At 60.3% G+C, this 14738-nt stretch carries 15 protein-coding genes; 12 read left to right on the top strand and 3 right to left on the bottom strand.

The window, feature by feature from the left end:
- Positions 1–45: 45 nt before the first annotated feature.
- From BP858_RS06500 to BP858_RS06490, 3 genes are all read right to left on the bottom strand, one after another.
- Positions 46–807 (bottom strand): ABC transporter ATP-binding protein, encoded by a 762-nt coding sequence (locus tag BP858_RS06500; RefSeq protein ID WP_062262732.1) that lies wholly within the window; start codon positions 805–807, stop codon positions 46–48.
- Positions 808–958: 151 nt separating this feature from the next.
- A complete protein-coding gene (locus tag BP858_RS06495) occupies positions 959–1747 on the bottom strand; it encodes an ABC transporter permease (protein ID WP_062262735.1) in 789 nt (262 codons plus the stop codon).
- Positions 1748–1879: 132 nt separating this feature from the next.
- On the bottom strand, positions 1880–2869 hold the full coding sequence (locus BP858_RS06490; RefSeq protein ID WP_286879146.1) for an ABC transporter substrate-binding protein: 990 nt from the start codon (positions 2867–2869) through the stop codon (positions 1880–1882).
- Between the two features lie 538 nt (positions 2870–3407).
- Here BP858_RS06490 and BP858_RS06485 point away from each other — a divergent pair.
- From BP858_RS06485 to BP858_RS06430, 12 genes are all read left to right on the top strand, one after another.
- Entirely contained in the window at positions 3408–3713 is a 306-nt protein-coding gene (locus BP858_RS06485) for an iron-sulfur cluster repair di-iron protein, ric (protein ID WP_286879145.1), read from the top strand.
- A gap of 48 nt (positions 3714–3761) precedes the next feature.
- Positions 3762–5609, top strand: coding sequence for a heavy metal translocating P-type ATPase (locus BP858_RS06480; RefSeq protein ID WP_048105059.1), 1848 nt, complete (start codon positions 3762–3764; stop codon positions 5607–5609).
- A gap of 23 nt (positions 5610–5632) precedes the next feature.
- Complete coding sequence (locus tag BP858_RS06475) at positions 5633–5866, top strand: heavy-metal-associated domain-containing protein (protein ID WP_082070481.1); 234 nt, start codon at positions 5633–5635, stop codon at positions 5864–5866.
- 257 nt (positions 5867–6123) lie between these two features.
- A complete protein-coding gene (argH, locus tag BP858_RS06470; protein ID WP_214166876.1) occupies positions 6124–7602 on the top strand; it encodes an argininosuccinate lyase in 1479 nt (492 codons plus the stop codon).
- 8 nt (positions 7603–7610) lie between these two features.
- On the top strand, positions 7611–8834 hold the full coding sequence (gene gatD / locus BP858_RS06465; protein WP_238320512.1) for a Glu-tRNA(Gln) amidotransferase subunit GatD: 1224 nt from the start codon (positions 7611–7613) through the stop codon (positions 8832–8834).
- The gene (gene gatE, locus BP858_RS06460) at positions 8831–10690 is read left to right on the top strand and encodes a Glu-tRNA(Gln) amidotransferase subunit GatE (protein WP_062262750.1); all 1860 of its coding nucleotides are present in this window, start codon (positions 8831–8833) and stop codon (positions 10688–10690) included. Before gatD ends, gatE begins: the two co-directional genes overlap by 4 nt.
- Positions 10691–10777: 87 nt before the next feature.
- Positions 10778–11062: a DUF5350 domain-containing protein gene (locus BP858_RS06455; protein WP_014866807.1), complete on the top strand. Its 285-nt coding sequence runs from the start codon at positions 10778–10780 to the stop codon at positions 11060–11062.
- Between the two features lie 55 nt (positions 11063–11117).
- Positions 11118–11474 (top strand): hypothetical protein, encoded by a 357-nt coding sequence (locus BP858_RS06450; protein WP_062262753.1) that lies wholly within the window; start codon positions 11118–11120, stop codon positions 11472–11474.
- The gene (locus tag BP858_RS06445) at positions 11461–11988 is read left to right on the top strand and encodes a nitroreductase family protein (RefSeq protein WP_074175254.1); all 528 of its coding nucleotides are present in this window, start codon (positions 11461–11463) and stop codon (positions 11986–11988) included. The genes BP858_RS06450 and BP858_RS06445 overlap by 14 nt, the downstream gene beginning before the upstream one ends.
- Before the next feature lie 11 nt (positions 11989–11999).
- On the top strand, positions 12000–12338 hold the full coding sequence (locus tag BP858_RS06440; RefSeq protein WP_062262759.1) for a DUF555 domain-containing protein: 339 nt from the start codon (positions 12000–12002) through the stop codon (positions 12336–12338).
- Complete coding sequence (locus BP858_RS06435; RefSeq protein WP_074175255.1) at positions 12335–13225, top strand: carbohydrate kinase family protein; 891 nt, start codon at positions 12335–12337, stop codon at positions 13223–13225. Before BP858_RS06440 ends, BP858_RS06435 begins: the two co-directional genes overlap by 4 nt.
- A gap of 59 nt (positions 13226–13284) precedes the next feature.
- Positions 13285–14738 (top strand): DUF2070 family protein (locus BP858_RS06430; protein WP_286879144.1); only part of this gene is annotated, 1454 nt, incomplete at its 3' end.

The following is a 14738-nucleotide window of genomic DNA, read 5'->3' as shown; positions in this document are numbered from 1 at the left end:
CGATCTATGAGTGCTTTATAAAATGGGGATTTCCTCTAATAAACCTTACTGGGTTGTTTCGGTCTCGTTAATCATCTCAAGCACCCGTCGCCGCACTTCAGCGAAGTCGGCGCTGGTGCGGTCCCGCGGTCGGGGCCAGGGGATGGTGATGATCTCCTGGACCGATCCGGGCCGTGGCGAGAGGACGATGATCCGGTCGGAGAGGTAGACCGCCTCGTCAACGCTGTGGGTGACAAAGACGATCGTCTTCTCAGTCTTTTTCCAGAGGCAGAGTAGTTCTTTCTGCATCCGGTTCCGCGTCTGGGCGTCCAGCGCCCCGAACGGCTCGTCCATGAGGAGGACGTCGGGTTCGTTTGCGAGCGCTCTTGCTATCGCCACCCGCTGCCGCATCCCGCCTGAGAGTTCGAAGGGGTAGGCGTCCCGGAACCGGGAGAGGCCGACCATCTTGAGATAATACTCTGCCGTCTGCCGGCGCTCCTCCCGCGAGACGCCCTTCATCTCAAGGCCGAAAGCGATGTTGTCGATGACTCTCCGCCAGGGGAAGAGGGAGTACTCCTGGAAGACCATCCCCCGCTTCGGGTCCGGGCCGGTGACCGCGCTGCCGTCGATGGTCACGCTTCCCGTGGTCGGGGTCTCAAGCCCGGCGATGATCCGGAGGAGTGTCGTCTTCCCGCACCCCGACGGCCCGACCAGGCAGACGAACTCCTTGTCCCTGATCTCCAGGGTGACGCCCTCGAGCGCCGGCGTGGCGGTGCCGTCTTCCTTTTTAAAGGTCTTGCCGACGTCCTTTATCGTAACTCCGCTCATCCTAATGCTCCAGTGCAGCTAAAATTCCACACGCAACGATGACTCTCACGTTGGGGTGAAGACTGTGTGATTGCTACGCTCTCCTTCGCGGTCTTCGCGGCTTCGCGTGCGGTGGCGATCTGCCTCACACTCGAAAAGATGCCTCGATACACTAGGCCACCTCCCCCGCATGCCACCGCAGGAGCCGCCGGTCTACGTAGTTTCGGAAGATCCGGTCGATGATGAGGCCCAGGAATCCGAGGATCAGCATGTAGACGAGGACGTTTGCCATCGCGTAGTGGTAGTAGTTCTGCCAGAGCGCGTAGCCTAGACCAATGTCGCTCACCCCGAACATCTCGGCTGCCACAAGACACATCCACCCGACGCCCATCGATATCCTGATCCCGGACGCGATCGACGGGATCGCCGACGGGAGGGCGATATGGCGGATCAACTCAAACGATGTGTCGCACCCGAGCACCTTGCCCGCCTCAACGAAGATCTTCGGCACGCTCCGAAACCCGGTGTAGGTGCCGATCAGGATGGGGAAGAACGCCCCGACGAAGATGACGAATCCTGCCGCCTGGGGGGTGAGCCCGAACCAGATGATGGCAAACGGGATCCAGGCGAGCGGGGGGATGGGCCGGAGGACCTCGATGATCGGGTCGATGATAGCGTCGGCGACCCGGAACCAGCCCATGATGATCCCGATAGGGACGCCGAGGAGAAGCGCCGCCCCTATGCCGATGGCGAAGTGTTTGAGACTGGTTATGAGGTCGGCAAGGAGCCTTCCTGACCCCAGGAGGGCGATGAACGCCGAGACGACGTCGGTGAAACTTGGCAGGACGAACGGGTTTGCGACAACCAGGTCGGCCACCGCCTGCCACAGGATCGCCACGACTGCAAGCGACGCAATACCGAGGAGCCTCTTTTGCTGCTTTGTATTCACTCTTAGGTTCATGGTTCTGTTCCGCTTGTTTGATGGTGGGCCGCCCTGGAGATGCCGGCCGGTATGGGGTGTGATGAATGCTCCTTATTTCATCGGTCTTCCTCTAAAATATTCTTTTCCGGAAGAAGAAAAAAGGGGTCCGGGTCAGGCCCGGGCTTTTTCATAGAACGAGAGGTCAAAGATGTCGTCTTTGGTGAGGTGTTTGTTGATATACCCAAGTTCGTACTGGATCCGGGCGTAGTCCTCGACCGAGTCGACGATGAGGTTTGGGTCTGCGGTCCAGGTGCCGTCCCATTCCTTAAAGGACTTCTGGACGTCCGCGAGATCCTGGCCGGTCTTCTTCGAGTATATCGCCGCTGCTTCGTCCTGGTGCTCGAGGTTGTACTCCGTTGCCCGGATGTGCGTCTTCACGACCTGCTCGACGAGCTCGGGCTGCTCGCGGATGAGTTTGCCGCTCGCGACGAGGACACAGCAGGCGTGGTCGGGGGCCATCTCGCCGGAGGCGACGACCGTCCTCCCTGCCCCCTTGCTCGCGATGACGGCCGGTGCCGGGTGCGGCAGGAAGACGCCGTCGATCTGGTCGGCGATGATCGCGGTTGTGGCGTCACCGGGTCCCATGGGTTTTATGGTGACGTCCTTCTCGGGGTCAAGGCCGTTCTCCTTGAGCCAGTCCCGGAGGAGGGTGTCCTGGATGGATCCCGGCGGGAAGGTGCCGATCGTCAGGCCCTTGAGGTCCTGTGGGCTTTCGTACGGGATCTCGGGCCGCAGCACGAGGTCTGAGCCCTGTGTCTGGACGGCAGCGACGATCTTTGCGTCAAGGCCGGTTGCCAGGGCGGATATGAACGGCGCCGAACCGACGTAGGCGATCTCGATGTTCCCGGCGAGCATGGAGTTCATCTCCGGCGGACCGGTGGGGAAGGAGTAGTCGGTCACCTGGGTGACGCCGAGGGGTGCGAGGTCCTCCTGCCACCATCCCTTCTCCATCGCGGTCATGTGGGCGACCTGGTGGGTGCTTGGCTGGTAGCCGATGCGCAGGTGTGTCACCTTCTCGGTGTCGGTGCCGGTGCACCCGGCGACGAGCGCGAATGCCGCGACCAGGGCCACAGTCAGAATAATTGCGGTAAGTTGCTTCATATGTATCTCCATCTGTATGGGTAGTTGTATAATGAGTAATCATCACGCTGTGTCAATATATAGTAGTGTCGAAAATTTGCAGTTATTTTATACTATAGTATTAAAATCAGTTCGACATTTTTCCATACTGGGGGAATGGGTGCAGGGTAATGCGAAGGCGCACGTTGCCGGGTGCGGTCGGTCCCGAGATGCCTCTACCGGGACACCCCGTCGCACTTCCGGTGCTCACGCTCCTGCCCAATGGTCAGTCGCTCTCTCCGCGTGACGACGATATGCGATGGGCGGGAGCGTAGCGAGCGGCCGGAGCAGGAGCACCGGTAGGTGCGTGGCCCAATGGAAAGACATCTCACCCTCTTTGCCCGGGATATAGTTCAGATGGCAGTTATCCGGGAAATCAGCGCTCTGATAAGGGCGTATCGAAGGTCCGGAGTTCCTCTTAATTAATCCACAGTATCTTATTTAATCTACTGTACATAGGTAGAATGCCCGGGCATGGTTACCGGAAATAATCAATCTGTAAATGTAGGAGGAAGAATAAATGACAGATATCTTAACATTTAACGAGACGATGAAGAAGCATCTCCAGACATTGAAACAGTATGTGCCGATTGTAGCAAGAGTTCATGGGGGTAATCACCCGGAATTTCATGAAGTTCGCAAATTGTTTGATACAATCGTTAAGAAAACAAAAGAAGCGGGTTCAAATAAACCTGAATTAAACGAAGAGTTTGCCAGACTGCGGGAGATTACGGATACTTATACAGTCCCGGGAGATGTGTGCGAAAGCTATGAGGCTGTTTACAGTATGCTGGCCGAGCTAGATAGGGCATATCGTGCTGGATAGCGCATATCGCGCTTAGATCATTATAATACAGAGAAGACGGTGAGCGTTTTGCAGAGATTTATACTGAGCAAGAAAAATCATATAACACTGATCTGCGCCATTCTAATCGTTCTCGGGTTTACCAGTGGACTGGTTTTTAAAAATGAGATCGTAGCTACCTGGTCCCTGGTTATCGCCTCAATTTTAGGGGCTGCGCCTATTGCAATCCAGGCCTATCAAGCATTGAAGGTTAAAGTCGTCAGTATTGATGTTTTAGTTACCATCGCGGTTATCGGGGCGTTTCTCCTCAGGAATTTTGAAGAGTCTGCCATTGTCACCTTCTTATTCTTGTTTGGTGCTTTTCTAGAGCAGCGGACATTGAACAAGACGCGTTCGGCCATAAAAGAGTTGACGGAAATGGCGCCGGAAAGCGCTTTGAAACTGATGGATGATGGCGTATTTGAAGAAGTAAATGTTGATGAAGTTGATGAAGGCGATATTTTACTGGTGAAGACTGGCGCGAAAGTTCCTGTTGATGGAACCGTTCTGTCAGGAGAAGGTCACATCAATGAAGCAAGTATCACCGGCGAGTCTGTCCCGGTTGGCAAAAAGAAAGATTCAGGTGTATATGCCGGAACGATTCTGGAAAATGGAACACTTCAAATTGTTGCCGACCGTGTAGGTGAAGATACTACTTTTGGTAGAATTATAGAGTTAGTTGAAGAAGCGCAGGATTCAAAATCCGAAGCGGAACGCTTCATTGATAAATTTTCTAAGTACTACACTCCGGCAGTTTTAGGGCTTGCCATTATCACATGGTTATTTTCGCGAGATATTGAACTGGCCATTACCTTATTGGTTCTGGGATGCCCCGGCGCACTGGTTATCGGGGTACCTGTTTCAAACGTAGCGGGCATTGGTAACGGAGCACGACATGGCGTTCTTTTAAAAGGCAGTGAAGTTATTGGCGATTTTAGCAAGGTTGATACCATCGTTTTCGACAAAACAGGTACATTAACGGTAGGCAATCCTAAAGTAGCAGACAAAGAATTTTACGCAGACAACGTTGGAGAGGTATTAGGTTATCTTGCAAGCGTTGAAAAAGAATCAGACCATCCTTTAGCCAACGCAATTGTAGAACACATCGGAGATATACCATTATCTCGAGTAGAACAAACAGACGTTGTAAAAGGCGCTGGAATTATCGCTTACATCGATGGACATAGGGTTGCGGTAGGCAATGTTACGCTCATGGAGCGGGAGAATGTTCATTTATCTGAAAAGGCCCGTGCAGACATTGCCCGATTCGAAAAGAACGGAAACTCCCTTGTTTTAACATCCGTCGATGGTGAATTAAAAGCACTGATGGGTATCCGTGACCAGATTCGTCCGGGTGTAAAAGAAGATCTGCAAAAATTAAAGAAATTAGGCGTTAAAAATCTGGTAGTTCTTTCGGGAGACAACCAGGGGACAGTTGATCTGGTGGCGGGCGAACTGGGGCTGACAGAAGCGCACGGACATATGTTACCCGGAGATAAGTCGAAATATATTGAAGAATTAAAAACTAAAGGTCATATAGTAGCATTCGTTGGAGACGGAGTAAATGATAGCCCTTCACTGGCTCTGGCACAGATCGGAATTGCTATGGGAAGCGGCACAGATGTCGCAATTGAAACCTCGGATGTTGTCCTGATGAATTCGGATTTTAGTCGCTTGCCACATGCACTGGGTTTAGCAAAAGCAACGGCTACTAATATGCACCAGAATATTGTTATCGCAGTAGGAGTTGTGTTAGTCCTGCTTGCAAGTGTATTTCTCAGTGATTGGATGAACATGTCGATAGCGATGCTGGCACACGAAGCAAGCATATTAGTCGTAATCTTAAACGGAATGCGGCTTCTCCGTTACGGATTATGATATGAGAATAAGGAGAGATGAAAATGAAGAAAGCAACGATTCAATTAGAAACATTGACCTGCCCATCATGTGTCCAGAAGATTGAACAAGCAACAAAATCTCAGGTCGGTGTGGAAAAAGAAAGTGTAAAGGTGCTGTTTAACTCAAGCAAAGTAAAATTTGACTTTGATGCTGAAAAAATATCCGTTGAGGATGTCGAAAAGGCCATTACCGCACTTGGATACGTAGTCATAAGATCTCAGGTTAGAGATAAGTGAACTACCCCCGGCTTTGCGCAGGGGGCTTCCTGCGAGTGTCCGGGGATCTCCGGGATCCTCGGACCTCTTTTGTCGCAGATCATCGGCGAACTGCCGGTAGCCCGTCCACAGGGCATGTTGTGATAGGAACCGCATCATGATGTTGACCGCACTGTTTTGGTCTCGATCCATGTGGTTCCCGCATTCCTCCTCACTATCCTCGTGCGTGGTTTTAATCTCTTCAGGGGCCAAACGGTACAGACAGGACTGTTGATAGAATGCGTTCGGATCAGATTCGGCAGGGCCGTCTCTCCGGCGAACGTTCGGCCAACCTCGAGCATTTTCTTGCATCGATGGATGCCGACCGCTGGATAGCTGAGGCGGACCTCCTCGTGGACATGGCGCACCTCCTCGGCCTTCGGCGGCAGGGGATCATCGACGAAGCCCCGGCCCGTGCGCTGATGGCGGCGCTCCTCGACCTCCACGACCACGGCCTCCCGGCGGAGGCGTTCGACGAGCGGTTTGAGGATATCCATGCCGGGAAGGAGGCCTGCCTCATCGACCGGGTCGGGGAGGATATCGGCGGCCGCCTCCACATGGGCAGGTCCCGGAACGACGAGGTTGCCACCTGTATCAGGATACGCCTGAAGCAGGAGATCATCGCCCTCGTGCGGTCGCTTGCCGACCTCAGGGCGACCCTGCTCGACGTCGCGGCCGGGCACACAGAGACAGTGATGCCGGGCTTCACCCACCTCCAGCACGCCCAGCCCACGACGCTGGCCCACTACCTCCTCGCCTACGAGCAGGCCTTCTCCCGCGATGCCGCCCGGCTCAGGGAGGCCTACGTCCGGGTGGATGTATCCCCCCTTGGCTCGGCGGCGTTCGCCTCGACCGGTTTCCCGCTCGACCGCGACTACACCGCCCGGCTCCTCGGGTTCGCCCGCCCGGCGGCAAACAGCATGGACGCGGTCGCCGCCCGGGACTTCGCGCTCGAGGTGCTCTCCAGTATCGCCATCTGCATGACGACGACAAGCCGGCTCTGTGAGGAGCTGGTCCTCTGGAGCACCTCGTTTTTTGGGTTCGTCCAGCTGGACGACGCCTACTGCTCCTCCTCCTCGATCATGCCCCAGAAGAAGAACCCGGACGTCGCCGAGATCATGCGGGCAAAGGCCGGGACGGTCGCGGGGGCACTCACCGCTGCGATCACCATCACAAAGGGCCTCCCGATGAGCTACAACCGCGACCTCCAGGAGCTGACCCCGCATCTCTGGCGGGGGGTGGAGGCGGCCCGCGAGAGCCTCCCGCTGTTATCCGGTATGATCGGGACCGCGACCTTCAACACCGAACGGATGGCCGCCGAGGCGGGCAGGGGGTTCTCCACCGCGACAGAACTTGCCGACGTCCTCGTCCGGGAGTACGGACTTGCGTTCCGCACCGCCCACCGGATCGTCGGGCGGGCGGTCAGGCACGGCTCGCTCGACCTCGCGACGCTCGAGGGCGCCGCACGGGAGGCGGCCGGCCTCTCGGTCGTCGACCTGGGCGTGACCCAGGAGCGGATCGACGCGGTCCTTGACCCGCGTCACGCCGTCGCTGTGCGAACGATCACCGGCGGCCCGGCGCCTGCCGCGGTCGCGGTGCAACTCGCAGAGCAGAAGGAACTCCTCGCCCGGGACGTGGCATGGGCGAAGGAGACGGAAACGGCGCTTTCGCGCGCGTTTGAAGACCTGATATCAGAATCACGGAGGATGATAGTATAACAGAACCATTGCAGGCCGGAGACCTGGTGCGCTACGCGAACGGCGGGACCGCGCTCACCGGCACCTACATCGCTGAACGGGACGGGATGGCCGTCATCAAACTGGACAACGGCTACAACATCGGGACATCGCCCCAGAAGATCGAACTGGTCGGGCGCGCGGCCCCCCAGCCCCCGGCAGGGGCCGGGGTCGTCGTCCAGAACCCCGACCTCCCGGAACTCTCGATCATATCCACCGGCGGGACGATCGCAAGCCGGGTGGACTACCGGACCGGGGCGGTGACGAGCCAGTTCTCGGCGAGCGACATCCTGCGGGCGATCCCGGAACTCGGGGATATCGCCCGGTACCGTGACCGCCAGGTGGCAAGCATCCTCTCCGAGAATATGTCTCCAGCGATCTGGCAGGACCTTGCACGGGCGGTCTATGACGAGATCCGGCACGGCGCGTCCGGCGTGATCGTCACCCACGGCACCGACACGATGGGCTACTCGGCCGCGGCGGTCAGGTTCATGCTCAAGACCCCGGTGCCGGTCGTCTTTGTCGGGTCGCAGCGGTCAGCCGACCGCCCGAGCTCGGACAACGCCATGAACACCCTCTGCAGCGCCGCCGTCGCCGCCGGCGACCTCGGTGAGGTGGCGGTGGTGATGCACGCGACGACGAACGACGACCGGTGCGCCATCCACCGGGCGACGAGGGTCCGGAAGATGCACACATCCCGGCGCGACGCCTTCCAGAGCGTGGGATCGGCCCCGCTCGGTTACGTCGACTACCCCTCCCTCGCGGTCAGCCTCTCTGACGAGGCTGTGCGGCGGGGCACCGGGGAGCCCGAACTCCGTGACGCGCTCGAGGAACGCTGCGCTCTCCTCCAGTACTACCCGGGAATGCCGCTCTCGGTCCTCGACGCATTCGAGGGCTATGCGGGCCTCGTCCTCTCAGGGACCGGCCTTGGGCACGTCTCGACCGACTGGATACCGAGACTCCGTGATATGATCGAGGGCGGGACGGCCGTCGTCATGACATCCCAGTGCCTGCACGGCCGGGTCTGCGACCGGGTCTACAACACCGGGAGAGACCTCCTCTCGATCGGCGTGATCGAGGGCGAGGATATGCTCCCCGAGGTCGCGCTCGTGAAACTGATGTGGGTGCTCGGGAACGAATCCGACCCAGAGGAGGCGCGGGCGCTCATGCAGACCGACCTTGCGGGCGAGATCCAGCGGAGGTCGATCGCATGAACTACCAGGAACTCGGGCTGAAAGCCGGGATCGAGATCCACCAGCAGCTCGACACCGCCGAGAAACTCTTCTGCCGCTGCCCCACGCTCCTCCGTGACACCGCCGAGCGGACCGGGGAGTTCTCCCGCTACCTCAGGGCGACGGAGAGCGAACTTGGCGAGATCGACCGGGCGGCCGAGGAGGAGATGAAACTCGTCAGGAAGTTCACCTACTACACCTACGACTCGGTCTGCCTGGTGGAGCACGACGAGGAGCCCCCGACGCCGATGAACCCCGAGGCGCTCGAGGTCTGCCTCACGATCGCAAAGATGCTCGGCATGACGCCCGCAGAGCAGGTCCATACCATGAGAAAGCTCGTCATCGACGGCTCGAACACCAGCGGGTTCCAGCGGACGGCGCTCGTCGGGCTCTCTGGCGCCCTCCCGGACGGCTGCCTGATCGAGACGATATGCCTTGAGGAGGAGGCGGCACAGCGAGTGGAGGGCGAGACCTTCTCCCTCGACCGCCTGGGGATCCCGCTCGTCGAGATCACCACTGCGCCCTGCATGCGCACCCCGGAGGCTGTCCAGGAGGTTGCCGGGTACATCGGGATGGTGCTCCGCTCCACCGGCAGGGTGAAGCGGGGGCTTGGGACGATCAGGCAGGACATCAACGTCTCCATCGCGGGCGGCGCGAGGGTCGAGATCAAGGGCGTCCAGGAACTCGATCTCATCGCCGAGGTGGTCAGGCGCGAGGTGCAGCGGCAGGTCGCCCTCCTCGCCATCCGCGACGAACTCCGGGAACGCGGCGCCCGGGTTGACCAGACCGTCGTCGACGTCACCGCCCTCTTCTCGGGGACAAAGTCGTCCATCCTGAAGAAGGCGAAATCCATCCTGGCCGTCAGGCTCTGTGGGTTTGCGGGGCTCGTCGGGCGGGAGATCCAGCCCGGCCGGCGTCTAGGAAGCGAGATGTCCGACTACGCCAAAAAATGCGGTGTCGGCGGAATCTTTCATACCGACGAACTCCCGGCCTACGGAATCACCGCGGAAGAGGTGGCACGCCTGCGGGAGTTCGTCGGCGCCGCCGAGGAGGACTGCGTCGCCATCGTTGCGGCAGGGAGAGAGCGTGCCGGGTGTGCGGCCGAGCAGGTGATGATCAGGGCGGAGATGGCGCTTGCCGGCGTGCCTGAGGAGACCCGGAAGATGCTCGACGAAGGGAGTTCGGCCTACATGCGTCCGCTTCCCGGGGCCGCCCGGATGTATCCCGAGACCGACGTCTTCCCGGTCGTCATCGACGAGCCCCTCTGGGAGAGTATCACGGTCCCGGAACTCCTCACCCACCGGGCTGAGCGGTTCGTCAGTGAGTTCGGGCTTGACGAGGACCTGGCACGGCAGGTGGCCTTCTCCGAGCGGCTGCCGACGTTTGAAGCGGCTGTCGCCGCCGGCGTCCGCCCCACCATCGCGGCACGGACACTCCTTGCCACCTGCCGGGAGCTCGCCCGCGACGGCGTGGCGGTCGACCGGGTGAGCGAGGACGAGATTCTTGCCCTCCTCTCCGCCGTGGAGGCCGACCGGGCCGCGAAAGAGGCGATCCCCGACCTCCTCACCGAACTTGCGCGGACAGCAGGGGAGGGTGCCGGGACGCCGCAGGAGCGGGTGGATGCGGTCATCGCAAAGATGGCCCCCGCCGTCTCGCAGGCGGACGTGGAATCGATCGTGCGCCGGGTTGTCGCCGAGCGGGAGGCGTTTGCCCGGGAGCGGGGCATGGGCGCGCTCGGCCCCCTGATGGGCGTCGTCATGCAGGAACTCCGGGGGAGCGTGGACGGCAAGGTCGTCAGCGAGACCCTCCGGCGCGAGCTTGGGCGGCTGCTCTCCTGATGCGCGGGACGGCCGCCACCCCGGCGGCCGGTCTCCCGGGTTACTTTTATCACCGGGCCTGTACATAATCATAAAGGAGTTTTATCCATGGGAAAGACAGGAACTACACAGTGGGCCCAGGTCAAGGGTGTGAAGGGGCAGATACGGCTCGTCCCTGCAAGTGAAGGCGAAGTGAAAAAACCCGGTCCGAACCAGCGGTTCAAGCCCGCGTCCGATATCGTCAAGCGGGAGAGCAGGGAAGGTCAGGACTTCCGGCGTGGTCGGCGTGGCGGCCGCGGCAGGGGTCGCGCCCCCACGATGGATGCGCGGATACGCCGGAGAGTGCCGCGCTCAAAGGCGTCGGCTCTCGGAACCAAGCAGAAATCAAGATAAGCCCTCCTGCTCCCCTCTTCAATACTTTTTATATTAGCGAGTTCCAGTATGTGGTATGGATCTTAAAATCGCCGTCAGGACGTACCAGTTTGCCGAACGGGCAAAATCCGAACTGATCGTCGGGTCGCAGCTGGCGACAGCGCTGATCCAGTTTCCGATCCAGGAGAAACCCGGCGGAAAACGGATGCTTCTGATGGTACTCGGGTCGATCCGCTCGGAGCTCGAGTTCGCGTATGGCGATACGGAAAGGAGAGAGTTCCGAAGCGCCATCGATCACCTCAACGAAGCGATCAGCCTGACCGAGAGCATGGAACTGGGTGCCGCATCCGAGCGGCTGAGCAGGGCTGTCAGCGCCGTCACGACCGCAGCACAGGAAGCATGGGATACGCTCCAAGAGCATGAACTCCTCTGATTTCTTACGCTTCCTCAAAGCCCGGTCATCGGTTCGCAACTACTCAGGGGAGCCCCTCGACCCGGAAGACATCGACTATATCCTGGCCTGTGCGAGCACGGCGCCGAGCGCCGGCAACCGTGAGGCCTGGGATGTCGTCGTCGTCACCGATGAGGATATCAGGATAGACCTTGCGCTCGCTGCTCTCGAGCAGGAGCATATCAGGGAAGCACCAGCGGTCTTTGTGGTCTGTGCAAACTACATCCGGTCCATGTCGCACTACGGGGAGCGCGGGATCCTCTACGCGCTCCAGGACGCCGCCATCGCCTGCACCTATATGATGCTCGCCGCACACGCCCGGGGCCTCCACTCGTGCTGGACCGGGGCATTCAACGAAAACGCTGTGCGTGAGCTTCTTCAACTCCCGGAGCATGTCCGCCCGGTTGCGCTCCTCGCGGCCGGCAGGGGGATGCCCCCGCTCAGGCCTGTCGGGCGGATGCCGGTGGAAGAGCACACGCACCGTGAGATCTGGTAGGATACGAGATTATGTCGGATTATCTGGTTACACTTGAATCGGCGTGGATTATTAAAGACGTCAAATCCATGGACGACGCCGTGAGCATCGCGATCAGCGAGGCCGGGAAACGGCTCAATCCCTCAGCAAAGTTTGTGGAGATCGAGGCAGGGATGAACGCCTGCCCCTACTGTGAGGGGGAACTGAGCAGCGCGCTCGTGGTTGCCAATACCGCCCTCGTCGGGCTCATGCTCCAGATCAAGGTCTTCCGGGTCGAGTCAGAAGAACACGCGACCCGGATAGCAAAGTCGGTCGTCGGGAAGGCGCTCCGCGACGTCCCGCTGAAGGTCCTGGAAGTGCAGGAGATATGATATCGGTCGTCGGGCATACCGCCATCGATCATCTCTTCCGGGTGCCGGACCTCCCCGGGAGGCACAACTCGACCTACATCACCGACCATAAGGTCTACTTCGGCGGCGGGGCGGCAAACATCGCGGCAGGGATCGCCACCCTCGGCGAGAAGTGCCAACTGATCTCGTCGGTCGGCGGTGATTTCCCGGGGAGCGACTATGACCGCTGGCTCCGGGATCTCGGGGTCGAGCAGGACTTTGCCGTGGTCAAGGGTGCCCGCACTGCGACCGCGTACGTCTTCACGGACGACGCCGGCGACCAGGAGACCTTCTTTGAGTGGGGCGCCTCGGCCGCGTTCGCCCGTGCAAAGGCCCCTGCCCTCGACTTCGTCCACATGGCGACGGCCGACCCGGATTTCAACGTCCGGGTGGCAGAGAAGAGCACATTCGCCTCCTTTGACCCGGGCCAGGACCTCCTCTGCTACACCCCGGACCAGCTTGAGATCATCCTCGCGAACATCGACATCCTCTTCTCAAACAACCACGAGATGGACCGGATGTGCGATATGCTCGGGCTGGAGCGCGCAGCGCTCATCGCGTCGGTTCCCATGGTGGTCACGACCCGTGGTGCTGAGGGGAGCATGCTCTACATGGAGGGCGAGGAGTACCCCGTCCCGGCGGTCAGGGTGGATGCGGTCGACCCCACCGGCGCCGGCGACGGTTACCGGGCCGGGTTCCTCACGGCGTTCCGGAAAGGCTACGCCCCGCTCGACTGCTGTCGTGCGGGGGCGGTGGTCTCGTCCTTCGTCGTCGAGCAGGTGGGCACCCAGACGAACCTCCCTGACTGGGACCGGATGCTTGGGCGCTACCGGAAGGTCTTTGGTGAACCCGGGCAAATAATTGCCTGAATTATGGGGTGCACAGCGCTGATCGCCGGCCGTGAAGTGCCGGCATCCGGGGGCGCCTGATGGAGTCCGGCCCTGATGTGCGCGTTGAGCGGCTCACCCGGTACCTCTTCTCGGCCCCGTCCTGGCCGCGGTCGCTCGGCATCATCATCGTGCTCGGGCTCCTCATCGACGGGGCTGCATACCGGGCCGGGAACGACTACTTCCTGGTCGGCACCCTCGGGTTCTCGGTCCCGGCACTGGTTGCCTTCCTGCTGACGGTACCGCTGGTGAGGGCTTCCGGCCGGGTCATAACCCACAACCGGTCTGCCCTCCTTGCCCTGACCTGCACGGTCCTCTCCGTCATCCTGAGCCTTGCTCCGGCACTGATCTTCGGTCTTGCGCTCTTTCCCGCGCTCTACGCGGGCGCACTCGGCCTGGTCTTCGGCCTCCGGGTGCTGGTCCTCGTTGCCGTGGCCGACTACCGGATCACCAGGATGGTAATCCCAGCGTTTATCCAGAGCGGAGCCGGGATTGCGGTCGGAGCCTGGATCTTCGACCCCGGGTTCGTCCCCTACGCCCTCCTCCTCCAGGTGGTCTTCGGGCTGGTCTTTGTCTTCCTGATCTGGCTGATCGAGCGGCCGCTGAAGAGGGCGTTTCAGATCAGCGGGCTCAACTTCCTCAATACCTTCATCGCCCACCTGACCGACGGCTCAAAGAGCATGGAGGACTTCTTCCGTGAGATCGGCGAGGAGGTCTACGTCCAGCAGGCCTCGCTCTTCTTCTCCCGCGACTGGGGGCGGGACGTTCTCTTCACGGTCCCAAACGTCCACCCCGGACCGATGGGGGACGTCGGCGGCGGCAACCTCCCCCGGGTTCTCCACGACTCGTTTGAAGCGGAGACGCTGGTCGCTCACGGGTGCGCCACCCACGATTTCAACCTGGTCTCTGAGAGTGAGATTCAAAAGGTCGTCAGCGCCGTTGAGGCGTCCCGGGAGGGGATCTGTTACTCGACGGTCGCGAGCCAGCCGGTCAGGGTCTCTTCCGGTTCTGTGGAGATCCTCTGCCAGCGGTTCGGGGATGCCCTCCTGATGGTGAGCACCCGGTCTCCGGAACGGACCGAGGACCTCGATTATGCGATCGGGATGACGATCATGGCGGAGGGGCGCGGATCCTTCTCCCATGTCGCCTTCGTGGACGCCCACAACTGCATGACCAGCGTGGGCTCCCCGGTCCTCCCGGCGACGCGGATCGCGACCGAGTACATGAAGGCCGCACGCGAGGGGTTCGGGGTCGCGCGGGACCTGCCGCTTGAGCCGCTCGCGGTCGGGGTCTCGCACGTCCGGGTCCCGTTCTCCCGGGAGCAGGGGTTCGGGTCGCTCGGGGTGCAGGTCCTGGCGACTGAGGCCGGGGGGAAACGGGCCGCCTACGTCCTGATCGACGGGAACAACGTGGATGCGGGCGTCAGGGAGCCCCTGCTTGATGTGGTGCTCAAATTGGTGGACGAGGGGGAGATCATGACCACCGATACGCACAC

The sequence above is a fragment of the Methanoculleus sp. UBA413 genome (assembly GCF_002502935.1).
Classification (GTDB): domain Archaea; phylum Halobacteriota; class Methanomicrobia; order Methanomicrobiales; family Methanoculleaceae; genus Methanoculleus; species Methanoculleus bourgensis.
Note: the sequence above shows the minus strand (reverse complement) of the source record. Positions and strands in the feature narration are given on the sequence as shown.